Origin of the sequence: Pandoraea anhela, from assembly GCF_902459655.1 — a bacterium.
In the GTDB taxonomy this organism is placed as follows: Bacteria; Pseudomonadota; Gammaproteobacteria; order Burkholderiales; family Burkholderiaceae; genus Pandoraea; species Pandoraea anhela.
In genome coordinates, this window is the sequence record NZ_CABPSB010000027.1 from 26,651 (window position 1) to 51,207 (window position 24,557).

21 protein-coding genes and 1 tRNA gene are annotated in these 24,557 nt (G+C 62.0%); 12 read left to right on the top strand and 10 right to left on the bottom strand.

Annotated features, from left to right (window positions below; all coding sequences use genetic code 11):
- The first annotated feature begins 30 nt into the window (after window positions 1-30).
- Together PAN31108_RS24090 and PAN31108_RS24095 are read left to right on the top strand one after the other, a co-directional pair.
- Window positions 31-1,002, top strand: coding sequence for a homoserine kinase (locus tag PAN31108_RS24090; RefSeq protein WP_150671287.1), 972 nt, complete (start codon window positions 31-33; stop codon window positions 1,000-1,002).
- 30 nt (window positions 1,003-1,032) lie between these two features.
- A complete protein-coding gene (locus PAN31108_RS24095; protein WP_150671288.1) occupies window positions 1,033-1,845 on the top strand; it encodes a BPSS1780 family membrane protein in 813 nt (270 codons plus the stop codon).
- 148 nt (window positions 1,846-1,993) lie between these two features.
- On the opposite strand, the gene PAN31108_RS24100 is transcribed toward PAN31108_RS24095, so the two are convergent.
- On the bottom strand, window positions 1,994-4,312 hold the full coding sequence (locus PAN31108_RS24100) for a UvrD-helicase domain-containing protein (RefSeq protein ID WP_150671289.1): 2,319 nt from the start codon (window positions 4,310-4,312) through the stop codon (window positions 1,994-1,996).
- Between the two features lie 111 nt (window positions 4,313-4,423).
- On the opposite strand from PAN31108_RS24100, the gene PAN31108_RS24105 reads away from it, so the two are divergent.
- Window positions 4,424-7,285: a valine--tRNA ligase gene (locus PAN31108_RS24105; RefSeq protein WP_150671290.1), complete on the top strand. Its 2,862-nt coding sequence runs from the start codon at window positions 4,424-4,426 to the stop codon at window positions 7,283-7,285.
- 29 nt (window positions 7,286-7,314) lie between these two features.
- On the top strand, window positions 7,315-8,202 hold the full coding sequence (galU, locus tag PAN31108_RS24110) for a UTP--glucose-1-phosphate uridylyltransferase GalU (protein ID WP_150671291.1): 888 nt from the start codon (window positions 7,315-7,317) through the stop codon (window positions 8,200-8,202).
- A 114-nt stretch (window positions 8,203-8,316) separates the two neighbouring features.
- Here the strand turns inward: galU and PAN31108_RS24115 are convergent, their stop codons facing one another.
- The 3 genes from PAN31108_RS24115 to PAN31108_RS24125 all read right to left on the bottom strand — a co-directional run bounded on the left by PAN31108_RS24115 (window position 8,317) and on the right by PAN31108_RS24125 (window position 9,511).
- On the bottom strand, window positions 8,317-8,544 hold the full coding sequence (locus PAN31108_RS24115) for a sulfurtransferase TusA family protein (protein WP_069344249.1): 228 nt from the start codon (window positions 8,542-8,544) through the stop codon (window positions 8,317-8,319).
- A gap of 130 nt (window positions 8,545-8,674) precedes the next feature.
- Complete coding sequence (locus tag PAN31108_RS24120; protein ID WP_150671292.1) at window positions 8,675-9,205, bottom strand: NUDIX domain-containing protein; 531 nt, start codon at window positions 9,203-9,205, stop codon at window positions 8,675-8,677.
- Between the two features lie 123 nt (window positions 9,206-9,328).
- On the bottom strand, window positions 9,329-9,511 hold the full coding sequence (locus PAN31108_RS24125) for a hypothetical protein (protein ID WP_150671293.1): 183 nt from the start codon (window positions 9,509-9,511) through the stop codon (window positions 9,329-9,331).
- Between the two features lie 94 nt (window positions 9,512-9,605).
- On the opposite strand from PAN31108_RS24125, the gene PAN31108_RS24130 reads away from it, so the two are divergent.
- On the top strand, window positions 9,606-10,913 hold the full coding sequence (locus PAN31108_RS24130) for a chloride channel protein (RefSeq protein ID WP_150671294.1): 1,308 nt from the start codon (window positions 9,606-9,608) through the stop codon (window positions 10,911-10,913).
- A gap of 123 nt (window positions 10,914-11,036) precedes the next feature.
- On the opposite strand, the gene PAN31108_RS24135 is transcribed toward PAN31108_RS24130, so the two are convergent.
- The 5 genes from PAN31108_RS24135 to alaS form a co-directional block, all read right to left on the bottom strand.
- On the bottom strand, window positions 11,037-12,086 hold the full coding sequence (locus PAN31108_RS24135; protein ID WP_150671307.1) for a threonine aldolase family protein: 1,050 nt from the start codon (window positions 12,084-12,086) through the stop codon (window positions 11,037-11,039).
- Between the two features lie 187 nt (window positions 12,087-12,273).
- Complete coding sequence (locus PAN31108_RS24140) at window positions 12,274-12,462, bottom strand: 4-oxalocrotonate tautomerase (protein ID WP_069344166.1); 189 nt, start codon at window positions 12,460-12,462, stop codon at window positions 12,274-12,276.
- Window positions 12,463-12,623: 161 nt separating this feature from the next.
- Window positions 12,624-13,394: a class II aldolase/adducin family protein gene (locus PAN31108_RS24145; protein ID WP_150671295.1), complete on the bottom strand. Its 771-nt coding sequence runs from the start codon at window positions 13,392-13,394 to the stop codon at window positions 12,624-12,626.
- Between the two features lie 79 nt (window positions 13,395-13,473).
- Window positions 13,474-14,721 (bottom strand): YbfB/YjiJ family MFS transporter, encoded by a 1,248-nt coding sequence (locus tag PAN31108_RS24150; RefSeq protein WP_150671296.1) that lies wholly within the window; start codon window positions 14,719-14,721, stop codon window positions 13,474-13,476.
- A gap of 388 nt (window positions 14,722-15,109) precedes the next feature.
- On the bottom strand, window positions 15,110-17,734 hold the full coding sequence (alaS, locus tag PAN31108_RS24155) for an alanine--tRNA ligase (RefSeq protein WP_150671297.1): 2,625 nt from the start codon (window positions 17,732-17,734) through the stop codon (window positions 15,110-15,112).
- A 244-nt stretch (window positions 17,735-17,978) separates the two neighbouring features.
- Here alaS and PAN31108_RS24160 point away from each other — a divergent pair, with 244 nt between their 5' ends.
- From PAN31108_RS24160 to PAN31108_RS24190, 7 genes are all read left to right on the top strand, one after another.
- On the top strand, window positions 17,979-19,202 hold the full coding sequence (locus PAN31108_RS24160) for a CaiB/BaiF CoA transferase family protein (protein WP_150671298.1): 1,224 nt from the start codon (window positions 17,979-17,981) through the stop codon (window positions 19,200-19,202).
- A gap of 732 nt (window positions 19,203-19,934) precedes the next feature.
- Window positions 19,935-20,189 carry a type II toxin-antitoxin system HicA family toxin gene (locus PAN31108_RS24165; protein ID WP_150671299.1) on the top strand — a complete coding sequence of 85 codons (255 nt, stop codon included), beginning with the start codon at window positions 19,935-19,937 and terminating at the stop codon, window positions 20,187-20,189.
- Complete coding sequence (locus PAN31108_RS24170; protein ID WP_150671300.1) at window positions 20,186-20,536, top strand: type II toxin-antitoxin system HicB family antitoxin; 351 nt, start codon at window positions 20,186-20,188, stop codon at window positions 20,534-20,536. The genes PAN31108_RS24165 and PAN31108_RS24170 overlap by 4 nt, the downstream gene beginning before the upstream one ends.
- A gap of 355 nt (window positions 20,537-20,891) precedes the next feature.
- Window positions 20,892-20,966 (top strand) — tRNA-Arg (locus tag PAN31108_RS24175).
- 165 nt (window positions 20,967-21,131) lie between these two features.
- Complete coding sequence (locus PAN31108_RS24180; RefSeq protein ID WP_150671301.1) at window positions 21,132-22,343, top strand: tyrosine-type recombinase/integrase; 1,212 nt, start codon at window positions 21,132-21,134, stop codon at window positions 22,341-22,343.
- A gap of 84 nt (window positions 22,344-22,427) precedes the next feature.
- Complete coding sequence (locus PAN31108_RS24185) at window positions 22,428-23,006, top strand: helix-turn-helix domain-containing protein (protein WP_150671302.1); 579 nt, start codon at window positions 22,428-22,430, stop codon at window positions 23,004-23,006.
- Between the two features lie 121 nt (window positions 23,007-23,127).
- Window positions 23,128-23,373, top strand: a complete 246-nt coding sequence (locus PAN31108_RS24190; protein ID WP_150671303.1) for a helix-turn-helix transcriptional regulator — start codon at window positions 23,128-23,130, stop codon at window positions 23,371-23,373.
- 320 nt (window positions 23,374-23,693) lie between these two features.
- On the opposite strand, the gene PAN31108_RS26540 is transcribed toward PAN31108_RS24190, so the two are convergent.
- A partial coding sequence (locus PAN31108_RS26540) for a hypothetical protein (RefSeq protein ID WP_174995130.1) occupies window positions 23,694-24,557 on the bottom strand: 864 nt, incomplete at its 5' end.

Sequence of the window (24,557 nt, forward strand, 5' to 3'; positions counted from 1 at the left end):
TTGTCTGAGTCTCATCCACTCAACGCACGCATGGCCGTTTTCACTTCCGTCTCGCCCGAGCAGCTCGAACAGTGGCTGCGACGCTACGATTTGGGGAAAGTTCTCGACTTCCGGGGCATCAGCTCGGGCATCGAGAACACCAACTATTTCCTGACCACCGAGCGCGGCGAGTTCGTGCTGACGTTGTTCGAGAAGCTCACGGCCACGCAACTGCCGTTCTATCTGCAACTGATGGGGCACCTCGCGCATCATAGCGTGCCGGTGCCCGATCCGATTCCGGATCGTTCCGGTGAAATTCTGGGTGAGCTGAACGGCAAGCCGGCGACCATCGTTACCAAGCTCTCCGGACGCTCCGAACTGGCCCCCACGCCGGAACACTGTGCGCATGTGGGCGCCATGCTCGCTCGCATGCACCTGGCCGGGCGCGACTTCACGCTCGAACAGGCCAATCTGCGCAGCCTGCCGTGGTGGCGCGAAGCCACGCCCGCCGTGCTGCCGTTCCTGAGCGACGCCGAGCGCGCGCTGCTGGAAAGCGAAATGGCGCATCAGGAAGCGTTCTTCGCCTCAAGCGATTACTCCGCGATGCAGGCCGGCCCGTGCCATTGCGATCTGTTCCGCGACAACGTACTGTTCGATACGGCCCAGGACGGCTCGCCGCGCCTGGGCGGCTTCTTCGACTTCTACTTTGCCGGTTGCGACAAGTGGCTGTTCGATCTTGCCGTGACGGTCAACGACTGGTGCTGCGATCTCGCGACCGGCACGCTGGACGACACCCGCGTGCACGCCATGTTGCGTGCCTACGAAACCGTGCGTCCGCTCACCGCGATCGAGGCGTCACACTGGCGCGATATGCTGCGTGCAGGCGCGCTGCGATTCTGGGTGTCGCGCCTGTATGATTTCCACCTGCCGCGAGCGGCCGAAATGCTCAAGCCGCATGATCCGGGGCATTTCGAACGAATCCTGCGCAAACGCATCGAAGCCGTTTCCATTCCCTGGCTGTAACCCGACCCCAATCGGAGTCATTCAAACCCTATGCAATTGCTTGAAGTCCCGCCGAAGAGTGGTTATGTGTGGCTGCGCCAGGGCATCTGGCTGTTCCGCAAAAACCCGCTCGCCATCATGAGCCTGCTGTTCGCCTACCTCTTCGGTACTTTGGTGATCTCCTTCGTTCCGGTGATCGGCGGACTCATCTCGCTGGTGCTCGTCCCGGGCCTGTCGGTGGGTTTCATGGCCGCCTGTCGCGACATCATCAAGAACAAGCAGGTGTTGCCGCAAGTGCTGCTCGACGGTTTTCGCGGACACGGCAAGGAAATCGCCCGCCGGCTGCTGATCCTCGGCGGCTACTATATGGCGGCGACGGTGGTCGCGTACCTGATTTCGTCGCTGTTCAACGGCAGCGATCTGATCAACAAACTGCTGTTCGACGGCAACGTGAATCGCGACGAAGTCATGAACGGCACCGCCGGCATGGTCGCCGCCATGGCGTTCGCCGTCGCCTACATTCCGGTGGCCATGCTGTTCTGGTTCGCACCGGTGCTGGTGGCATGGCACGACATTACGCCGGTCAAAGCCATCTTCTTCAGCTGGACGGCATGCACGCGCAATTTCCGCGCGTTCGTGGTCTACGGCCTGTGCGTGATGCTGCTCGCGATGGTGTCGTCCATGATCCTCATGGTCATCATGGCCGTGCTGGGCATCTTCCAATACGCGATGCTGGTGATCTGGCCGCTGTCGCTGCTGTTCGCCGCCATCGTCTATTGCTCGTTCTACGCGAGCTATCGCGGCTGCTTCGGCGTGCAGGAGATCGGCGCTATCGATCCGAACGTCGCGCCGCCCGAGGCGTGAGTCTCGCGCCGCGCAGCGGAAAAAACGAAGGGCACCCCAGGGTGCCCTTCTTCACGTTCGGCGCTGCGGTGAGATGTGCGGCATGCACGACAACCACCTCATGCAACGGCAGTGCCGGCGCACCAGCCCCGCCGCCGTTAGTCGTTCGTCACTCGATCGGCTGAAGCTTGGCGACGGCCAGCGCCAGCCACTTCTCGCCGTGACGGCCGAACTTCACGTGCGCCCGCGCCTCGTCGCCCGTGCCTTCCAGTCCGATGATCTTGCCTTCGCCGAACTTGGTGTGGAACACGCCCTGCCCGAGCTTGAAGCCCGTCTCCGACGCGCGCGAACGGTCCGCCAGCGCTTTCTCCGGTTTCGTGGCCGCCCACTCGTCCTTGGGAGCGCTCGTTTGCGGACGGGCGAACCAGTCCCGGCCCCAGGCCGGCTCGGCCTGCCCCAGACGCGCGCCCGGTTGCGCACGCGGCGTGAGGAATTTCAGCACTGTCTCGGGAATTTCGTCGAAGAAGCGCGACCGCACGTTGTAACGCGTCTGGCCGTGCAGCATGCGGCTTTGAGTGAACGACAGGTACAAACGCTCCTTGGCACGCGTGATCGCCACGTACATCAGACGTCGCTCTTCTTCCAGGCCGTCGAGTTCGAGCGCACTGTTCTCGTGCGGGAACAGCCCCTCCTCCAGACCGGTGACGAACACCGCCGTGAATTCGAGCCCCTTGGCCGCATGCACCGTCATCAGTTGCACGGCGTCCTGCCCCGCCTCGGCCTGATTGTCGCCGGCTTCGAGCGACGCATGCGACAGGAACCCCGCCAGCGGCGTCATCTCGACCGGCGTGTCGGCATCGACCACACCATCGGGCGACGCTAGCACATCGGGCGCACCGGGCAGCGCCGGCCGCAATGCGATCAGACGCGCGGGCGCGTCCAGCCCATAGCCCTCCTCGGCGATGAAGGCCGTGGCGGCATGCACCAGTTCCTGCAAGTTCTCGATGCGGTCCTGCCCTTCCTTCTCCGTCTGGTAATGCGCGATCAGGCCGCTCGCGTCGATGACATGCGTCACCACTTCCGGCAGCGTCAGGCGCTCGGTGTCGTGACGCATCTGCTCGATCATCCGGACGAAAGCCAGCAAATTCGTCCCCGCCTTGCCCGTCATATAAGGCACGGCGGCATACATCGAGCAGTTGTAGAGACGGGCGGCGTCGGCCAGTTGCTCCAGGGAGCGCGCGCCGATGCCTCGCGTCGGGAAGTTGACGACACGCACGAACGCGGTGTCGTCGTTCGGGTTCTCGATCAGCCGCAGGTACGCCAGCGCGTGCTTGACTTCCTGACGCTCGAAAAAGCGCAGTCCGCCGTACACGCGGTACGCGATGCCCGCGCCCACGAGCGCATGCTCCATGACCCGCGACTGCGCGTTGCTGCGGTAAAGGATGGCGACGTCCTGCCGCGAGAGCCCCTGCGCGACAAGCGCCTTGATCTCCTCGACCAGCCAGCTCGCCTCCTGCAAATCCGTCGCGGCCTCATACACACGAATCGGTTCACCGTGCCCGGCGTCGGTACGCAGATTCTTGCCCAGCCGCCGCGCGTTATTCGAGATCAGCGCGTTCGCCGCGTCGAGAATGTTGCCGTGCGAGCGATAGTTCTGCTCCAGCTTGATCAGGTGACGAACGCGGAACTCGCGCTCGAAGTCGGCCATATTGCCAACGTTGGCGCCACGAAACGCGTAGATGCTCTGATCGTCGTCACCGACGGCGAACACGGCGGCGTTCGCGCCGGCGAGCATCTTGAGCCACGCGTACTGAAGCTTGTTGGTGTCTTGAAACTCGTCGACCAGGATGTGGCGAAAGCGCGACTGATAGTGCACGCGCAGCGGCTCGTTGTGCTTGAGCAGTTCGAAGCAGCGCAGCAGCAATTCGGCGAAATCGACCACGCCCTCGCGCTGACATTGCTCCTGATAACTTGCGTACAGCTCGACGAACTTCTGGTTGAAGGCGTCGTTGGCCTCGACCTCGTGCGGTCGCAGCCCCTGTTCCTTGGCGTTGTTGATGAAATACTGGAGATTCTTGGGCGGAAATTTCTCATCGTCGACATTCGCCGCCTTCATCATTCGCTTGATGGCGGAGAGCTGGTCGGACTGATCCAGAATCTGAAAGCTCTGCGGCAGCCCGGCATCGCGGAAATGCGCGCGCAGCATGCGGTTACACAGCCCGTGGAAGGTGCCGATCCACATGGCGCGCGTACTGATCGGCAGCATCGCGCCCAGGCGGGCCTGCATTTCCTTGGCCGCCTTGTTGGTAAAGGTCACCGCCAGAATGCCCGCCGGACCGACGTGCCCCTGCTGGATCAGCCAGGCGATGCGGGTCGTGAGCACGCGCGTCTTGCCGGAACCCGCGCCCGCGAGGATGAGGGCCGGCTCGTCGGGAAGCGTGACGGCGGCCAGTTGTTCGGGGTTCAGATTGGCGAGCAGATCGGGCATGTCGGGAGCGAAATTCGAGTGAAGCCCGATTATAAATCCTGCCGCGGCGCGGAAATGGCACCGAATCTTTTATAATTCGGGGTTTCACGCATTACACGGTCCATTCAATCCATGAGCGACAGCGACAATACGCTTGCCAAGAGCTTCGAGCCGCAGGACGTCGAAGCCCACTGGGGCCCCGAATGGGAACGCCGCGGCTATGCCCGGCCGACTTTCGACGACGCCCGTGAAGATTTCAGCATCCAGTTGCCGCCGCCGAACGTCACCGGCACGCTGCACATGGGGCACGCGTTCAACCAGACGATCATGGACGGTCTGACGCGCTACTACCGCATGAAGGGCGCCAACACCCTGTGGGTGCCGGGCACCGACCATGCGGGCATCGCCACGCAGATCGTCGTCGAGCGCCAACTGGACGCCAAGAAGGTGTCTCGCCATGACCTGGGCCGCGAGACGTTCGTCGAGCGCGTCTGGGAGTGGAAAGAGCAGTCCGGCAGCACGATTACGCGCCAGATCCGCCGTCTCGGGGCTTCCATCGATTGGAGCCGCGAATACTTTACGATGGACGAGAAGATGTCCCGGGCCGTGCGCGACGTGTTCGTCACGCTCTACGAGCAGGGGCTGATCTATCGCGGCAAGCGTCTCGTGAACTGGGAATCGACGCTGCTCACCGCCGTGTCCGATCTGGAAGTGGTCAGCGAGGAAGAGGAAGGGTCGCTGTGGCACATCCGCTACCCGCTCGCCGACGGCTCGGGCACGCTCACGGTCGCGACCACGCGTCCCGAGACCATGCTGGGCGACACCGCGCTGATGGTTCACCCGGAAGACGAGCGCTACAAGGCGCTGATCGGCAAGACCGCCAGACTGCCGCTGTGCGATCGCGAAATCCCGATCATCGCCGACGATTACGTCGACCGCGAGTTCGGCACGGGTGTGGTGAAGGTCACGCCAGCGCACGATTTCAACGACTACGCCGTGGGTCAGCGTCACAACCTGCCGCAGATCAACATCCTCACGCTCGACGCGAAGATCAACGATAACGCCCCGGAGAAGTACCGTGGTCTGGATCGTTTCGACGCCCGCAAGCAGATCGTGGCCGATCTGGACGCCCTCGGCCTGCTCGAATCGGTCAAGCCGCACAAGCTGATGGTGCCGCGCAGCGACCGTACGGGCACGATCATCGAGCCGATGCTCACCGACCAGTGGTTCGTGGCGATGAGCAAGCCGGCCCCCGAAGGCACGTTCCATCCCGGCAAGTCGATCACGGAAACCGCGCTCGACGTCGTGCGCAGCGGCGAAATCAAGTTCGTCCCGGAAAACTGGACGACGACGTACAACCAGTGGCTCGAAAACATTCAGGACTGGTGTATCTCGCGTCAGCTCTGGTGGGGCCACCAGATCCCGGCGTGGTACGACGAAAACGGCAATGTGTTCGTCGCACGCTCGGAAGACGAAGCCATCGAGAAGGCGCGCGCCGCCGGCTCGACCGGCGCGCTCAAGCGCGACGAAGACGTGCTCGACACGTGGTTCTCGTCGGCGTTGGTGCCGTTCTCGTCGCTCGGCTGGCCGCAGGAGACGCCGGAACTGAAGCACTTCCTACCGTCGTCGGTGCTCGTGACCGGCTTCGACATCATCTTCTTCTGGGTCGCGCGCATGGTCATGATGACCACGCACTTCACGGGCAAGGTGCCGTTCAAGACGGTGTACGTGCACGGGCTCGTGCGCGACGCCGAAGGTCAGAAGATGTCGAAATCGAAGGGCAACACGCTCGACCCGATCGATATCGTCGACGGCGTGTCGCTCGACGCCCTGCTCGCCAAGCGCACCACGGGCCTGATGAACCCGAAGCAAGCGGCAAGCATCGAGAAGAAGACCCGCAAGGAGTTCCCGGAGGGCATCGCGCCGTTCGGCACCGATGCGCTGCGCTTCACGTTCGCCTCGATGGCGACGCTCGGCCGCAACATCAACTTCGATCTCGCGCGCTGCGAAGGCTACCGCAACTTCTGCAACAAGCTGTGGAACGCCACGCGCTTCGTGCTGATGAACTGCGAAGGCCACGACTGCGGCCTGGCGCCGTGCGTGGGCGATTGCGGCCCTGAAGGCCAGCTCGATTTTTCGCGCGCCGACCGCTGGATCGTGTCGTTGCTCCAGCGCGTGGAAACCGATGTGGCCAAGGGTTTCGCGGACTATCGCTTCGACAACATCGCCAGCACGATCTACAAGTTCGTGTGGGACGAGTATTGCGACTGGTACGTCGAACTGGCCAAGTGGCAGATCCAGAACGGCACGCCCGCGCAACAGCGCGCTACGCGTCGCACGTTGCTGCGTGTGCTCGAAACGGTACTTCGTCTGGCCCATCCGATCATTCCGTTCATCACCGAAGCCCTTTGGCAAAAGGTTGCGCCGCTCGCCGGTCGTTATCCTGCCGACAAGGCGCCGGGCGATGCCAGTATCATGGTGCAGCCGTATCCGGTCGCGGACATGAGCAAGATCGACGAAGGCGACGAAGCGTGGATGCAGCAGTTGAAGGCGGCGGTGGATGCATGCCGCAATCTGCGCGGCGAGATGAATCTGTCGCCGGCACAGCGCGTGCCGCTGCTGGTCGCGGGCGATGTGCCGTTCCTGACGTCGATTGCGCCGTATCTGCAAACGCTTGCCAAGCTCTCCGAAGTGCAGGTGCTGGCGGACGAAGCCACGCTCGACGCGCAGGCCGCAGGTGCGCCGCTGGCCGTGGTGGGCCCGAACAAGCTCGCACTCAAGGTGGAAATCGATGTCGCCGCGGAACGCGAGCGCCTCGGCAAGGAAGTGAAGCGTCTGGAAGGCGAGATCGCGAAATGTCACGGCAAGCTGTCTAACGAGAGCTTCGTGGCGCGCGCACCCGCCAATGTGGTGGAACTTGAGAAGCAACGATTGGTCGACTTTGAAGCCGTTCTCGGGAAGTTGCAGGCACAGCTCGCGCGCTTGCCCGCCTGAGACGCGATAAATTGATCAGGGAGATACCAATGAAAACCGTTGTGACCAAAGCCGTTTTCCCCGTCGCGGGCCTCGGCACCCGGTTTCTGCCGGCAACCAAGGCGAGCCCGAAGGAAATGCTGCCGGTCGTGGACAAGCCGCTGATTCAGTACGCCGTGGAAGAGGCGGTGGCCGCCGGCATCACGGAGATGATCTTCGTCACGGGCCGCAACAAGCGCGCCATCGAAGATCACTTCGACACGGCCTTCGAACTCGAAGCGGAACTCGAAGCGAAGAACAAGCAGGCGTTGCTCGACGTGGTGCATTCGATCAAGCCGGCGCACATCGATTGTTTCTATGTGCGTCAGCCTAAGGCGCTGGGTCTCGGCCATGCCGTGCTGTGTGCAGAGAAGCTCGTGGGCGATGAACCGTTTGCGGTCATCCTTGCCGACGACTTGCTCGACGGTCGGCCGCCCGTGCTCAAGCAGATGGTCGATCTGTACAACCACTATCACAACTCGATCATCGGCGTGGAAGAGATCCCCATCGAGCAAAGTCGCTCGTACGGTATCGTCAAGGGTACCGACTGGGGCGAGAAGGCCATCGTCAAGCTCACGGATATCGTCGAGAAGCCGGCACCCGAGAACGCACCGTCGAACCTGGGGGTGGTCGGCCGTTACGTGCTGCGCCCGCGCATTTTCGATTGCATCCGCGAGATCGATCCGGGATCGGGCGGCGAGATTCAGTTGACCGACGCCATCCAGAAGCTGATGCACGATGAAGTCGTGCTGGCGTATCGCTACAACGGCAAGCGCTTCGACTGCGGCAGCAAGCTGGGATATCTGAAGGCGACGGTGGAGTTTGCACTGCGTCACCCGGAACTGAAAGACGCTTTCCGCAAGTACCTGCAAGACGAAGTGCACGGCGATCTGGCGTAACGATCGGCACTTCCCATGAAAAAACCGACGGCATGTCCGTCGGTTTTTTTCGTCTGCCGTGCCGCGCGTTCGTGGATGTCGGCGGCGGCAGCGCATGGCGAGGCCGCCGCGCGATCAGCGGCGACGCATCCAGAAGTGGAACGTCTTGCCCTCTTCGCGCGACTCGAGCAGTTCGTTACCGGTCTGCTTGGCAAACGCGCTGAAGTCGCGCCCGGAGCCCGGATCGGTGGCGATGATGTGCAGCACTTCACCGCTTTGCATCTCGGCCAGCGCCTTCTTTGCACGCAGGATCGGCAGCGGGCAATTCAGACCGCTCGCGTCGACTTCTTTCTGGAATTCCATGCTCATGTCCCTCTCTTCGGTCTCGTTCGAATCTCTTTTGCCGGGTTCGCCCCGCAAGCCGCGATTCTACCGTAGTCGTGGCGCCGGGCCGCGGTATGGCTTGCTTGGCCCACTTAGCACGCTTAGCACGCTATTCGGCAATCGATAGCCGGGCGGAATCGACGTATTCGACGGGCAGATTGCGTCGGCGCAGCCATTCGGCCACGGCGTGGCCCGTGCCGGCGCGCCACGGACGCACCTGATGCGGCGCCACCAGCCGGAATTCGGCAAGCTCCTCCGAGAGACGGATATCGCCGTCGCATACCGCGTGGTAGGCGATGATCAGTTCGTTCTTGCGCATGAACTCGTAGACGCCGAGCAACGAAATCGCGTCGGCCTCCAGATTCGTCTCCTCCTTGATCTCACGGCGAACGCCGTCCTCAGGGGTTTCGTCGCGCTCCAGAAAACCGGTAATGAGCGCGAACATGCCTTCGGTCCAGGCTGCGTTGCGTGCCAGCAGAATCTGTCCACGGTACTCGACGAGCCCCGCGACCACCGGCAGCGGATTGTCCCAGTGGACGAAACCGCACGCGTTGTCGGGACACGCGCGACGAATGCGCCCGGCAACTTCGCGTGAATCGAGGGCCGAGGCGCAGCGAGGACAAAAAATGAGTTCGTTCATGATCGTTCTTCAGCGAATGGGAACATCTTAAATGAACTCATGACGCGCTGCACATTCGGTAAATTCCGAGACGCCTTCGGACCAAGCCCAGGAATGCCCGGGCGTATAATCGACGAACGTCTTTCAATTTTCGCCCCGGCCCGTGTCCGACATTCCGCCGAACGCTCCCCTATCCTCTTCTGCGCCCTCTTCTGCGCCCGCTGTTGTGCCCTGCGCTGCGCCCTCTGCCTCGGACTCACCGCCCTCGTCCACCTCGTCCACTTCGTCCACTTCGTCCACTTCGTCCACTTCGTCAACTTCGTCCACCTCGCCTCCGAATTCGCCTCCCGCCTCACCGCCCGCCTCACCTCCGACCTCGCCGCCACCGTCCGACTCGCCTGCCGCCACACCCGGCGCCTCATTGTCGACTCGCCTGACGCAACGCGGCGTGCGTCGCTCGCGACGCCTCTGGCACAACTACGGCGTGTTCTGGCTCGGCGCGGTCCTCGTGGGCCTCGTTTCCGTGGCATACGCCAAGCTGGTGGATTTCGGTTTCGAGCTCTTTCAGCGCATGCTCTCGCATGGCTTCTGGCTGCCGCTGATCGTCACGCCGCTCGGCGCGGCGTTGGCCATCTGGCTCACGCAGAAGTTTTTCCGGGGGGCCGAGGGAAGCGGGATTCCACAGGTCATCGCCACGCTTCAGGATTCCCGTCTGTCGAAGTCTTTGCTGACGCTGCGCATCATGTTCGGCAAGATCGCGATCTCGTTTCTCGGCATTCTGTGCGGCTTCACGATCGGACGGGAAGGCCCGACGGTCCAGATCGGCGCCTCGCTCATGTACGCCATGCGCCACGGCTATCGACGCAGCAGCGTACACATCGAGCGCCAGCTGACGTTGGCCGGCGCAGCGGCAGGTCTGGCAGCGGCGTTCAACACGCCTCTCGCAGGGGTGGTGTTCGCCATCGAGGAACTGAGTCGCAGTTTCGTTGCGCGCAACAGCGGCACGCTCATTACCGCCATCATTTTCTCCGGCGTCGTAGCGCTCGGCCTGCAAGGCAACTATCTGTATTTCGGTCAGATCAAGGCGATCAGCGAATTCCGGTGGGCGCTCATTCCGGTGCTCGTTGCAGCGAGTTTGCTCACCGGTGTGGCCGGCGGCCTGTTCGGCTGGCTGATGCTCAATGTGCCGCGCTGGATGCCCAAGCCGCTGGTGGATATGCGCCGCACGTATCCGGTGCGTTTCGCGTTGATTTGCGGTCTTGCGATTGCAGTGATCGGCGTCGTCTCGGGAGGCACGACATTCGGCAGCGGCTACGCCGAAGCGCGCGGCCTGCTCGAATCGCACGCGACGCTCTCCCCGCTATACGCCGTGCTGAAATTCGCTGCATTGTGCGTGTCGTACCTTTCCGGCATTCCGGGGGGCATCTTCGCGCCATCGCTCGCGATTGGTGCGGGGCTGGGCAACGTCATGGCGCACGTCACGTCGGTGGTGCCGCTGCCGGCCATGGCTGCCCTGTGCATGGTCGGCTATCTGGCGGCGGTCACGCAGTCGCCCATCACGTCGTTCGTGATCGTCATGGAGATGATCGACGGTCATCAGATGGTGATTCCGCTCATGGCCGTCGCTCTGCTGTCCACGCAGGTTTCGCGGGCGATTGCGCCGTCGTTCTACCACACGCTGGCGCACCGGTTCCTGACACCGACCGTGCCCGCGCCGCGTCAGGCGTAATGTCGGGTAGGTTGACGATCGATGGTCGATGTCGATGTCGATGTCGATGTCATTAGAGGCGCCGACGTCAGGCATCAGGTCGGGCTCGACGTCGGGCAGCGATCCGGGCCGGCGCGAAAAGGTTCAGGCTTTCGTGCTCAAGGCAAGAATGTCGGCGGCCAGACGCTCGACCGTCTCCGGTCGCGTATCCCATGCACACATGAAACGGCACCCGCCTGCGCCGATGAAGGTGTAGAAGCGCCAGCCCTTGGCGCGCAGCGCCTCGATCACATGCGCCGGCAGTTCTGCAAATACGCCGTTGGCTTGCGTCTCGAACATAACCGAGACCCCGGGCACGTCGCGAATTCGGCTTGCGAGCAATTGCGCCATGTCGTTCGCGTGGCGCGCATGGCGCAGCCACGTATCGTTCTCCAGCATGCCGAGCCATGGGGCGGAGATGAAGCGCATCTTCGACGCCAGTTGACCGGCCTGCTTCACCCGGTACGCGAAATCCTCCGCCAGCGCGCGATTGAAGAAAACCACCGCCTCGCCTACGGGCAGGCCGTTCTTCGTGCCGCCGAAGCAGAGCACGTCCACGCCTGCGCGCCACGTAACATCGCCCGGATGGCAGCCCAGCGTTGCCACGGCATTCGCAAAACGCGCACCATCCATATGGACGCGCAAATTTCGGCGCCTGGCAACCGCCGAAATCGCCTTGATCTCGTCGACGGTGTACACCGTGCCGACTTCGGTGGCTTGGGTGAGCGTGACGACCTTCGGTTTAGGAAAGTGGATGTCGGAACGACGATTGATGACGGACTCGACGGCATCCGGCGTGAGCTTGCCGTTATTCTCGCGGCCGCGCGCGGTGAGCAGTTTCGCGCCGTTGGAGAAGAACTCCGGACCACCGCACTCGTCCGTCTCGACGTGCGCCAGTTCATGGCAGATGACCGAGTGATAGGACTGCGACAGCGACGCGAGCGCCAGCGAATTCGCCGCCGTACCGTTGAAGACGAAGAACACCTCGCAGTCCGTGTCGAACAGTTGACGAATGCCGTCGCACACACGTTGCGTCCAGGTATCGTCGCCGTAAGAAACTTCGTGACCGCTAGCGTTCGCCTCCACCAGATAGCGCATCGCTTCGGGACAAATACCGGCGTAGTTGTCCGACGCAAAGTGTTGTGGCGTTTGCAGCGCACCGTCGATGGCGGTAGCGGTGGCAGCGCTTGCTGCGTTGGCGGGGATGTTCGATACGGACGGGACTTGCGACATAACGACCTCTTCAAAGCGACGGGGACTCCGCAAGCGCCCCCGTCTCAGACTTGTCCGGCGAGAAGCGCCGGCCTACCGCAATTCGGCGGACTGACGTCGGCCGTCCCGCTCAACGCGGATCCGACCAGAGCGTGCCGCCCGTCGACCAGTTCTCCGGCTTGACGTCGGTGATGATGATATCGACGGACTCTGGCGTGCAACCGATCGTCTCGACAGCCGCTTGCGTGACGGCTTTGACGAACGCGCGCTTTTGCTCGACGGTGCGCCCCTCGAACATCTCGACGTGAAACGTTGGCATTGCGATCTATCTCCTTGTGTCGTTCTTGGAATCCTGAATCAGACGTCAGCCGCGCTACGCACGCTCATCAGCATGATCCGCAGCGTTGCCGCTCGTTCTCGATGGCGGCGCCGGATTCGGTAACGTTCGACATATCGAGAACGTTCCACGATACCGCGCCGTCAATCACGAAACGAGGCGTCTATTCTATCGAGTTTGCGCAGCAGCGCGGGCCACTCCAGCACACCCTCGATCGCGCCGCCGTCTTCCAGTTGAACGGCTGTCTTGTCCTGCACCGCCGGACTCGGCAGATTCGGTGCCGCGCCGCCCGCAAGCGCCTGTAGCTGAATCTCGCACGCCTTGATGAGCGTCGCCATCAGCACGTACGCCTCCGCCACCGTGCGGCCGAGCGTCAACGTGCCGTGATTGCGCAGCAACATGGCCGCATGCGTGCCGAGCGACGTCGTCAGCCGTTCGCCCTCAGACGGCGAGAAGGCCAGTCCTTCGTAATCGTGATACCCGATGCGCTCGTGAAAACGCAACGCGTGCTGCGAGATGGGCAACAGGCCATGCGGCTGAATCGATACGGCGATTCCCGCCGTATTGTGCAGATGCATGACACATACGGCATCAGGCCGCGCCGCGTGCACCGCACCGTGCAGCGCAAAGCCCGTCACGTTCACCGGATGTTCGCTCTCGCCCACGATCTCGCCGTTCATCGTGATCTTCACGAGATTCGACGCGCTCACCTCATCGAACGTCAATCCAAAGGGATTGATAAGGAAGTGCCCCGGCTCGCCCGGCACCATCGCGGAAATATGGGTGTAGATGAGGTCGTCCCAGCCGTTGAGGGCGACGAGACGATAGCAGGCGGCAAGATCGACGCGCATGCGGCGTTCCTCGTCGCGCATCGCCGTGGCGGCTTTTTTGCCGGCCTTCAGGGTAAAAGACATCGATGTTCTCTGGGAAAGTCCCGCAGCGGATGTCGCCGACATCCCAGCGGGGCGCATCGTGGGGCGTTGCCGATACGACTCAGGGCGCGTGTTCGAGCGAGCGCCGCCAGTCCCACACGAAGCCGGCAGCACCGAGCACCAGCACCCCGCTCGCACACAGGAGCGCTGTCGTGAAGCCGCCGGTCGCTGCGACGAGCGGTGCGGCCACCAACGGGCCGACGATCTGCCCGATCCCGTAGGATGCCGTCACGAGACCGATCAGGCCATTGGCGTTGTCCCCACGCAGGCGTCGGCATTCGCGAACGGTGTACACCGTAATCGCCGTGAACGGCAGCCCCACGAGCACACTGCCCAACGCGAAACCCGCGACGTTCGGAAACACGATGCCGATCCCGACGCCCAGTCCTTGCATGATGTAGCAGACCGCGAGCAACAGGCGGTTGTCCCACGTGAGCGGCGCGCGTGCACCGATGATGGCGCCCGGAATCACCATAAGGCCGAGCAGCGGGAAAAAAAGATCGGGCCACGGCGAGCCGGGCAACGCCTGGCGCGCGATCACCGGCAAGAAGGTCGCGGTAATGATGTAGCCGAACCCGGCGAAGCTGTAGAGGAGGGTGACGGGGATCACGCTCTCACCGCTGCCATGATGGACGACGGATGCCGCAGCAGGCTTATCGGGGCCCGTCGATTTTTCAGCGCCGGGGGCATCGGGAGCATCGGCCACGAACGTGCGCCAGATCACCGCAAGCAAGAGCAATGCGAGAACGCCGCACAGCAACCAGCCGCCGCGCGCAGGCCAGCCGAGCGCCTCGTTCAGGCTCGCGAGCAACCCCGTCACGACGATGCCCGCGCCCGGCCCGGCGAACATCACGCCCCCCAGACTCGGCATGCGCAATTCTGCCAGCTTGCGAAAGCCCCACCCGGCCGAGAACACCATCGCCCACGCGCTCATCACCCCGGCAAGTGTGCGCACGACGGCCCACACCGCAAACGAGTCGAGCAGGCCCATCGCCAGCGTCAGCGCGACGGTCGCGACCAGCGCGAAACGAATGAGGCGCGTCGGAGAAAAATGCAGCCACATGCACGAGAGCGCCCCGACGAAGTACCCCGCATAGTTGAGCGACGCGAGCCAACTGCCGTGTTGAATGTCGGTGAGGCGCTCGTGCAGCATGAGCGGCAGCATCGGCGTAAAAGCGAATCGTCCGATACCCATGGCGATCGACAACGCCAGCATGCAAGACAAGGCAATACGCCATGCCGCCCGCTCAGGCGAGGGCGAGTGCAACTTCGAAGAAACCGGGTCGGGGCTGGCGAGTGTGGCTGGCATGGCGATGACGGGTCCGCAGGCGGAGGAAAGCGAACGAGAACGCGTTCGCACAAACGACAGGCGCGCAGCGATTCTTAATACGTCCACCGTAGATTGCTTGTGCGCGCGCAACGTACCGAATACTTTACATGCAAACCATTGCCGGATGCGACGGTTCCCCTGCGCGCCGCAGGGCAATCGGACGCGCCGTTTGCAACACTCACGCCAACCCCCGGCGCATCGTTTCTCGAAACGAAACCGTGCTGCCGGCACCGCCAGATCGTCTCACGTGCATGCGGCGCCGGAAAGGCAAAACGCGCACCGAAGTGCGCGTTTTGCTCGTTTCCATCCGAGTCGGTCGGCCTGTCGCGACCCATGTCACGCCAGGCGATGCCGACACGATGAATCGTTACAGCTTGCCTGCGACCCAGCCTTGCACGCCGGCGAGGGCCTGCGGCAATTGCGACGGATCGGTACCGCCCGCCTGCGCCATATCCGGGCGGCCACCGCCCTTGCCACCGACTTGCTGCGCGACGAAGTTGACGAGTTCGCCCGCCTTGACCTTGGCCGTAGCGTCAGCGGTCACACCGGCGATCAGCGTCACCTTGCCGCCTTCGACGGCTGCCAGCACGATGGCGGCGTGCTTGAGCTTGTCCTTGAGCTTGTCCATCGTCTCGCGCAGCGTCTTGGCATCGGCGCCTTCGAGTTGCGCGGCCAGCACCTTAAGCCCGTTCACGTCGACAGCCTTCTCGACCAGTTCGTCACCCTGGCTCGACGCCAGCTTCGACTTGAGCGCCGCCAGTTCCTTCTCCAGCGACTTGACCTGCTCCTGCACCTGCGCGATGCGCGGGGTCAATTCGGCAGGCTGCGTCTTGAGCGCGGCGGCCGCCTCGTTGATCTGATCGTCCAGTTTCTGGACGAAGCGCACCGAGTTGTCGCCCGTAATCGCCTCCACGCGACGGATACCGGCAGCCACGCCACCTTCCATCACGATCTTGAACAGGCCGATATCGCCCGTGCGAGAGACGTGCGTGCCGCCGCACAGCTCGCGCGACGTCCCGATGTCGAGCACGCGCACTTCGTCGCCGTACTTCTCCCCGAACAGGGCCATGGCACCGCCCTTCACGGCGTCGTCGAACGACATCAGCGCGGCTTGCGTGGGGGCGTTGGCCAGCACTTCGGCGTTCACGATGTCTTCTACGCGACGGATTTCGTCGGCGGTCATCGCCGCATTGTGAGCAAAGTCGAAACGCGTCTTGTCGGCGTCGACGAGCGAGCCCTTCTGTTGCACGTGGCCGCCGAGCACTTCACGCAGTGCCTTGTGCATCAGGTGGGTCGCCGAGTGGTTACGCACGGTGCGCGCACGGCGCACGGCGTCCACCTGGGCGGTCACGGCGTCGCCGACCTTCAGTTCGCCCGACTCGAGCGCACCGTAGTGACCGAAAACGTCGGCCTGGATCTTCTGCGTGTCCGACACGCCGAAACGCGCGCCGCCCGCGACGATCACCCCCTGGTCGCCGACCTGACCGCCCGACTCGGCGTAGAACGGCGTGGTGTCAAGCACCACGATACCTTGCTGGCCGGCGGACAGCTTGCCGACGCTGGTGCCGTCGACGTAAAGCGCCGTGACCTTCGCGCCTTCGATCGCGAGTTTGTCGTAGCCTTCGAAGCGCGTCTTGTCGCCGGTGTATTCGAGGGCTGTTGCCATCTTGAACTTGCCGGCAGCGCGCGCCTGTTCGCGCTGACGCGCCATCGCGGCGTCGAAACCGGCCTCGTCGACCGAGATGCTGCGCTCGCGGCAGACATCCGCCGTCAGATCGAGCGGGAAGCCGTACGTATCGTGCAGCTTGAACGCGAGTTCGCCGTCGAGCGTGGTCACGCCGCGCTTGGCCAGATCGGCCAGCGCGCCCTCGAGAATCTCCATGCCGTTCTCGATGGTCTCGCCAAAGCGTTCTTCTTCCTGCTTGAGCACGTCCGTCACGCGCTGTTGTGCCTGAGCCAGTTCCGGATAAGCGACGCCCATCTCGGCCACGAGGTCCGGCACGAGCTTGTAGAAAAACGGCGTCTTGCAGCCGAGCTTGTAACCGTGACGGATGGCGCGACGGACGATACGGCGCAGCACGTAACCGCGGCCTTCGTTGCCCGGAATCACGCCGTCGACGATCAGGAACGAGCACGCGCGGATGTGATCGGCGATCACCTTGAGCGAGTTCGCCGTGAGGTCGGTCACGCCCGTCTCGCGACCGGCAGCCTTGATCAGGTGCTGGAACAGGTCGATCTCGTAGTTGCTATGAACGTGTTGCAGCACCGCTGCAATACGCTCCAGCCCCATGCCGGTGTCAACGCACGGCTTGGGCAGCGGCGTCATGTTGCCCTGCTCGTCGCGGTTGAACTGCATGAACACGAGGTTCCAGATTTCGATGTAGCGGTCACCGTCTTCCTCCGGCGATCCCGGCGGTCCACCCCACACGTCCGGGCCGTGGTCGAAGAAAATTTCCGAGCACGGACCGCACGGGCCGGTATCGGCCATCTGCCAGAAGTTGTCCGAGGCGTAACGAGCGCCCTTGTTGTCGCCGATGCGGATGATGCGCTCGGTCGGCACGCCCACTTCCTTGGCCCAAATGTCGTAGGCTTCGTCGTCTTCCTTATAGACGGTGACCCAGAGCTTTTCCTTCGGCAACTGGTAGACGGTCGTCAGCAATTCCCACGCGTACTGAATCGCTTCGCGCTTGAAGTAGTCGCCGAACGAGAAGTTACCCAGCATTTCGAAGAACGTATGGTGGCGGGCGGTGTAGCCCACGTTCTCGAGGTCGTTGTGCTTGCCGCCGGCGCGCACGCTGCGCTGGGCCGTGGTCGCGCGCGTGTAGGGGCGCGATTCGAGTCCGAGGAAGACGTCCTTGAACTGCACCATGCCGGAGTTCGTGAACAGCAGCGTGGGGTCATTGGACGGCACGAGGCTCGACGAGCGCACGATGGTGTGCCTCTTCGACTCGAAGAAGTTTAGGAATTTTTCCCGAATGTCTGCGACTTTCATAGCGTGCTTGGGAGCGTGGGGACCGGGCGAGCTAAGCCTGGCGGGTATTTTGCAAACTTTTGATTATACGGGAAATCGATCTATCCACAGCGTTGCGCCGCTAACCGCAGTGCGAAACGGCGCTGGTCATGCACCAGCCGACGGACGTAGACTCTCGGCCACAAGTTCCGCAATGCAAAACAACGTTTTGCATCAGCGGCACCCCTCCGTCACACGACGGACGCAACCGAGGAGAGAGACAACGATGGGCGCGCTGAGTCATATCCGGGTACTGGACCTTTCGCGCGTGCTCGCGGGCCCGTGGGCCACCCAGAATCTGGCGGACCTGGGGGCGGACGTCATCAAGGTCGAGCGTCCCGGCGCCGGCGACGACACGCGTCGCTGGGGTCCCCCCTACCAGCGCGACGCCGAGGGGCGCGACACTGCGGAAGCGGCGTACTACCTCGCGGCCAACCGTAACAAGCGTTCGCTCACGCTGGACATTTCGTCGGGCGAGGGGCAGGCCATTGTGAAGGCGTTGGCCGCGCAGAGCGATGTCGTGGTCGAGAATTACAAAGTCGGGCAGTTGGCGAAGTACGGATTGGATTATGCGTCGCTGCGCGAGATCAAGCCGGATCTCGTCTACTGCTCGGTGACGGGGTTTGGCCAGGACGGCCCGTACGCATCGCGCGCGGGCTACGACTTTATCGTGCAGGGCATCGGCGGCTTCATGAGCATTACGGGCGAACGGGATGCGCTGCCGGGTGGCGGTCCGCAGAAGGCGGGCGTCGCCATTGCCGACCTGATGACGGGCATGTACGCGACCATCGCCATCATGGCCGCCCTCACCCATCGTGATCGCACGGGCGTGGGGCAGTACATCGACATGGCGTTGCTCGACACTCAGGTCGCGATGCTCGCCAACATGAACACGAACTATCTCGCGAGCGGTGAGGCGCCGGTGCGCTGGGGAAATGCGCATCCGAACATCGTGCCTTATCAGACGTTCCAGACGGGCGACGACGGTTGGATCATCGTGGCCGTGGGCAACGACGGGCAGTTTCGCAAGTTCGTGGAAGTCGGTGAAGAACCGGCATGGGCGGACGACGAACGGTTCGCGACGAATCCTTCTCGCGTGCGTCACCGGGAGGTGCTGGTGCCGCTTTTGGCGCAGATGGTGCGCAAATTCGGCAAGGACGACTGGATCGCCAAACTCGAAGCGGCGGGCGTACCCTGTGGGCCGATCAATACGTTGCCGGAAGTGTTCGCCCATCCGCAGGTGAAGGCACGCGGTATGGAGGTCTCGCTGCCGCATGCGTCGGGCGGCATGGCGAGGGTCGTCGCGAGTCCGATGAAGATGAGTGAGACACCGCCTGTCGCCCGCAGCGCCCCGCCGACACTCGGCCAGCACAGCGATGACATCCTGCGCGAGCGCCTCGGGTTCGATGCGACGAGGATTGCGCAATTGCGCGCCGACGGCGTGGTGTGACCGCACGACCCAGCCATCTCCGACGGTCTTCACTGACCGTGCATGCCGGAGTTTCGCGCAAGCGATAGGAAACCGTCGTCGTCTCGATGCCGGCTTCGGCCCCCAACTCGCGAGGGGCGGCGTGGCAAGGGATTTCGCCGCACGTCACCGCCCCATCGGGTCATCGGCGTCATCGGCGTCGACGCGCCGGCGGCCCGACGCCTGCCGTTGCAACTGCCCCTAAGCGATCCTGATGCGTATTGGAACTTGACGCTCGGCATGGGGCAAGACGCTTGCCCCGTTCGCGCCCCCCCCCAAGAAGAGCCGCCACAACACCCAGCATGGACCTTCTGCACGTCACCTGAGCATCATTTCTATGCGTCGGACCTGATACGACGATGGCCCGGCAAGGCCCCTCCTGCATCGAGTGGCTCAACTTCATCTCAGGGCGAGAGACCTCAGGGCACTTAGGATCCGGACGACATTCGACGGGATCGGTCTGACTCTATAGCCCTCACCGCCGCCCGACCACCCGAAAGCACCTCCCCGCATCCTCAATCTCAGTAACGCTTCAGTGACCCGCTCCGAAAAATAACCATCGGCGATGGCGCGCTCAGCGTCGAATTTCACCGATTCGCTGCCTCATACTGACCCTCCCGTCTAGATCTACCAGCACCAGTGACACGCGCACGCGCCGGCAACTCGGCCGTTGCACCGTTGACTTTGATACTATTTTTTAATACCATAAGCCACATGAAATCCAAATCAAGACGAACTCTTGATCTGCTTTTCTCTCGCCCAACGCCGGCTAACGTGAAGTGGGGCGACGTCGTCGCGCTGTTCCATGACCTTGGCGGAGAGCTGGACGAACGAGAAGGATCCCGCGTCGCGGTCTATCTGTTCAAACAAGTCAAGGTGCTACACCGACCTCATCCGTCTCCCGATATGGATAAGGGCGCAGTCGCATCAATTCGCAAGTGGCTTGAGGAAAACGGAGTGAAACCATGAACAACATCATGATCATCGAAGGGCACAAGGCAGTCATCGCCTATGGCCCAGAAATCGACATGTTCAGAGGGGAGTTTGTTGGTCTGAATGGCGGTGCAGATTTTTATGCCGCCGATGTTTCGGGACTGCGCGCCGAAGGCGAACTTTCGTTGAAAATTTTTCTTGAGGAATGTGCGCGACGTGGCATCGAGCCGCAGAAGCAGTTTTCCGGAAAATTCGTTGTTCGCCTGACGCCGAAGACTCACGAGGCGGCTGCAATCGCGGCAGCCGCGCACGGGCAAAGTCTAAATCAATGGGTGGCGGAAACGCTTGAGCACGCGGCGCTCGCAACTCCCGATAGTGCGTAATGACGGTGGACACCAGCGTCTTCATCGACACTCTGTCGAGATCCCTACCCTCATTCACTGCCACCTCAATTTCGCAAGCCCATTCAGTTGCCTGCGCCTTCGTCCGAATTGTTTTTGCTATACTCTTGCCCTCGCGTCGGACTTGAGCGCGCCAACGCGTTCCTACCTGCACAATCGATGCCACTGCCACCCTCCTTGCTGTAGCAAAAGTGTAGCAACGGCGACGTGAAACGGCAGGTTGCGGAGTGATCTGGAGTGATACTATAGGGGTATCGCAATCAGCCGGAAAGCCCCGTGGAATAAGGCGATGCCTTTGATTTCAAAGGACATCGCGCTACTGGATGGAATCCAGTCTCTCCCTGTAGTTCAATGGATAGAACGAGTGCCTCCTAAGCGCTAGATACAGGTTCGATTCCTGTCGGGGGGACCAATGAAGCAACCAACGTTACCCAAGGATTACTAAAAAGCCCCGCAAAGCCTTGCCTGTCGGGGCTTTTTTCTGCCATCATTGCCCAACAACTCCCAGCAGCGCACAGAATTTTTTGGGGTATCAATGGGGAGATCGAGCGATACCCCCAATGATTGATACCCCCATATGCCCAAAGTCATTGCTCCACTCACCGACCTCCAAGTCAAGAAGGCAAAGCCGGCAGAAAGACCCTATCGTCTAGCCGATGGCAAGGGTCTGTATCTGCAAGTGATGCCCAATGGGTCGAAATACTGGCGGATGAAATATCGGTTCGACGGCAAAGAAAAAGTGGCATCGTTTGGCGTTTATCCCGAGGCGTCTTTAGCGGAAGCACGCGAGGCATGCTTAGCCGCCAGACGAAAGATATCCGCCGGGACAGACCCGTCAACGCAGAAGAAAGAGATGCGGCGAGCTCGCGTTATTGCTGCCGCATCGACGTTCGAAGCTGTAGCCCGCGAATGGTACGAAAATCAGCGGCCTGGCTGGACTGCTGTATATGCCGGGAAAGTACTCAAGTCACTGGAGATCGATGCATTTCCACGCATAGGCCAACGAGCAATCTCATCAATTGAGGCGCCAGATATGCTCGAAATTGTTCGGTCAATCGAGGCTAGAGGTGTTCGCGAAACCGCCATCAGAGTGCTTCAGCGTTCGCGTGCCGTCTTTCAGTACGGGATTATGACTGGCCGATGCTCAAGGAATCCCGCCGCTGATATTGATGCGGCAACGATCCTGAAGAAAAGCCCTGGCGTAAAGCACATGGCCCGAGTCAAAGCATCGGAGATCCCACACCTCCTGCGTGACATCGAGCTGTACCAAGGCGACGTCGTGACCAAGCTAGCACTCAAGTTCATGGCCCTCACCTTTGCACGCACGATGGAAATGATTCGTGCAGAGTGGTCAGAGTTTTCGACGGGTGAAAGCCCCGAGTGGCGTATCCCATCGGAGCGGATGAAGATGCGCGAGCCGCACATCGTTCCGCTATCGCGACAAGCTATCGCGATTCTCGAAGAACTGCGAACAATTAATGGGCATAGGGCTCACGTCTTTTATAGCGTCCAAGGTGGCGGCCCCATTTCAAACAACACCATGCTGTTCGCGCTCTATCGTATGGGCTACAAAGGCAAGATGACCGGGCACGGATTCCGAGGCCTAGCTGCTACTGCACTTCGTGAAAACGGTTTTTCCAGGGACGTCGTTGACAGGCAACTCGCCCATGCGGAAAGAAATCAAGTCACAGCGGCCTATGTGCACGCTGAGTATTTGAAAGAACGGCGCGAAATGATGCAGTGGTGGGGTGACCAACTGCAAACGCAGGAAGCGCCTCCGTCAACATAGTCGGATCGATGACGGAACCGCAGACGATCGACCTGCCAACGACTTTCAATCAACTAGTGCCGCTTGTCCGTTGGGGTAACTCCGATGAAAGCATTGAGTGTGAAACAGGTTGCCGAAAAACTGTCTCTTAGCCGGACCACTATCTATCGAATGGTCGCGGCGGGAGTACTTCCAAAGCCGTTCTTTGTTTTCGGCAATCGTACTGCGTGGCTGGAAGAGGATATCGATGCTTGGCTTGCAAAGCCTGCGGGCAAAGTCACACCGAACGCTTCGCCCAACCTTCTCTCACCTGCTCATAACCCGGCCGAATCACGCACTCAAGTGACAGTAGCGCCTCGGCCCGACAAGCCCACCATTGATACCGAAGCAATCCTGTCCCGACTTGATACGCTCATAACACTGCTTTCGCGCCCCCAACTCGAACTGCGGGACAGGCTGTGGAGCATTGAGGAAATCTCTGAGTGGATGTTATTGCCAGCCTCGGCAGTGAAACAGCGAGTCATTTCCCAGCCGGGCTTCCCGCGCCCCTTTCGACCTGGAGGGTCTGCTCACTCCCAGTCTCGTTGGTTTGCCGGAGAAGTCATTAAGTGGGCACACGAGCATCGTGGAAAGCTGCCACTTCGCATATCGAAAGGCTCCCAAACGCCCCCTCTGAATGGCTAACTGGCGCTCGGCTCCGGCGCGTCCTGCGACGGGTCACTCACACGCAGCGGTTCACCTAGCATGGGCCGCCCGGCATTCTGCCTATCTGTAATCGCGTGGCCTTAGACGAGGTGTCATAACGATGGAAAAATCAAACAACGTGGAACGCCTACTGAAACTGAAAGACGTGGTAGATCAAGTCGGCTTCGGGAAGACCGCAATCTACAAGCGCGTGAAGGACGGCACATTTCCGAGACCGGTGAACATCGGCTATGCCAGTCGCTGGCTGGAGTCTGAGGTTCAGCAGTGGATCGCCAAACAGGTTGCAGCGGCGCGCGGCGGTTTGGTGGAGGATGCTGATTCGGGTACGGTGCAAGCCGCGCACTGACGGTGGTATTTCTGGTGGTATCTCATCACGCTGATACGCCAATAACCTCGTGAATATTGGCTCACACGAAATATTTCGATCCCCTCCGGCACGTCTTCCCAAGTGTGCGGGGTGACATTCGCCCGATCAGTGACGGTACCCTATTCGCCGCCTCGGCGGCTGTCGGCAGACTGCCCGGAATCAGTTCATCGGAGTTCGAGCGAAGTGCGGCGATCGTCGGGGCGAGATCATCGCCAAGCTGGCCAGCGATTCGGCCCGCGGCTGATTGCTCGCCGCCACGCACTGCTGACCACGCTCGCGACGCCAGCGGACGCGCAGCGTTAATGCCAGCGCCCAGCAGCTGGCCGGCGCCGTATCCGAGTGCGCCGAGTCCGGCGCCTTCCACAGCGCCAGGCAGTATGCCCGTGTCGTTCAACGCCCCTTGACTGGCGCCATAAGCGCCGCCGGCGGCAATCTGCGGCAGCAATTCCGGTCCAGCGAAGAGCATAGGCACGACTGCGCCGCCGATGTTGCCCGCCGTGCGCCAGCCCGAGGTAGAGGTTCGACGATGCGTTGTTCGCATTCGACGCGCCCGTCAGCGCCGCTTGTTGCGCGTTGAGCCAGTTGTAGTAGTTCGAGCTGTTCTGGCTGTTGTTCGCCTGATTCGCAGCCGTCCCCACAGATTGATTCGCGAGGTTGACCTGATTCTGCTGTGCGGCGTTCTGCGTCGCTACGCCCGCGGCCGTGTTGTAGGCCGAGTTGTACATGCCCGCGGTGTTGTTCGAGAGTGCCGTCGCGAGGTTTTGCTCGTTCTGCCCTGTTGCCTGCGCCTGCGCGCTTCCGCCGAATGCGCCGGCATTGCGGAATTGGGCCAGCGTGGTGGGTGCCGTGGTGTTTTGATACGCATCCGTGATCTGCTTGTTGGATGCTGCAACCGTCGCCGCGAGATAGGGATTGTTCGCCGGATCGGCGTACGCGCTGGCAGCCGTCGAAGCGGTCACGTTGCCGGTGTATGGGTTCTTGGTCTGATAGGCCGAACCGCCCGCGAGCTGCTGTGCAATGTTGCTTGCCGCAGTTGCGGTCTGCGCTTGATTGGCGGCGGCACCGGTTAAGCCAGAAATGGCTCCAGTCTGCGTCCCGTTCATGCCGGCGACGACTTGGCCGTCATATTGCGGTACAGGCTGATTGGACAGGTCGGCACCCCT

Bases quoted from the DNA above. Each gene is read 5' to 3' on its own strand.
- PAN31108_RS24190 (WP_150671303.1), top strand. From the start codon at position 23,128: ATGGAAAAATCAAACAACGTGGAACGCCTACTGAAACTGAAAGACGTG.
- PAN31108_RS24145 (WP_150671295.1), bottom strand. From the start codon at position 13,394: ATGTCTTTTACCCTGAAGGCCGGCAAAAAAGCCGCCACGGCGATGCGC.
- PAN31108_RS24185 (WP_150671302.1), top strand. From the start codon at position 22,428: ATGAAAGCATTGAGTGTGAAACAGGTTGCCGAAAAACTGTCTCTTAGC.
- PAN31108_RS24120 (WP_150671292.1), bottom strand. From the start codon at position 9,205: ATGAACGAACTCATTTTTTGTCCTCGCTGCGCCTCGGCCCTCGATTCA.
- galU (WP_150671291.1), top strand. From the start codon at position 7,315: ATGAAAACCGTTGTGACCAAAGCCGTTTTCCCCGTCGCGGGCCTCGGC.
- PAN31108_RS24165 (WP_150671299.1), top strand. From the start codon at position 19,935: ATGAAATCCAAATCAAGACGAACTCTTGATCTGCTTTTCTCTCGCCCA.
- PAN31108_RS24160 (WP_150671298.1), top strand. From the start codon at position 17,979: ATGGGCGCGCTGAGTCATATCCGGGTACTGGACCTTTCGCGCGTGCTC.
- PAN31108_RS24170 (WP_150671300.1), top strand. From the start codon at position 20,186: ATGAACAACATCATGATCATCGAAGGGCACAAGGCAGTCATCGCCTAT.
- PAN31108_RS24180 (WP_150671301.1), top strand. From the start codon at position 21,132: ATGCCCAAAGTCATTGCTCCACTCACCGACCTCCAAGTCAAGAAGGCA.
- PAN31108_RS24150 (WP_150671296.1), bottom strand. From the start codon at position 14,721: ATGCCAGCCACACTCGCCAGCCCCGACCCGGTTTCTTCGAAGTTGCAC.
- PAN31108_RS24095 (WP_150671288.1), top strand. From the start codon at position 1,033: ATGCAATTGCTTGAAGTCCCGCCGAAGAGTGGTTATGTGTGGCTGCGC.
- PAN31108_RS24100 (WP_150671289.1), bottom strand. From the start codon at position 4,312: ATGCCCGATCTGCTCGCCAATCTGAACCCCGAACAACTGGCCGCCGTC.
- PAN31108_RS24105 (WP_150671290.1), top strand. From the start codon at position 4,424: ATGAGCGACAGCGACAATACGCTTGCCAAGAGCTTCGAGCCGCAGGAC.
- PAN31108_RS24090 (WP_150671287.1), top strand. From the start codon at position 31: ATGGCCGTTTTCACTTCCGTCTCGCCCGAGCAGCTCGAACAGTGGCTG.
- alaS (WP_150671297.1), bottom strand. From the start codon at position 17,734: ATGAAAGTCGCAGACATTCGGGAAAAATTCCTAAACTTCTTCGAGTCG.
- PAN31108_RS24115 (WP_069344249.1), bottom strand. From the start codon at position 8,544: ATGGAATTCCAGAAAGAAGTCGACGCGAGCGGTCTGAATTGCCCGCTG.
- PAN31108_RS24140 (WP_069344166.1), bottom strand. From the start codon at position 12,462: ATGCCAACGTTTCACGTCGAGATGTTCGAGGGGCGCACCGTCGAGCAA.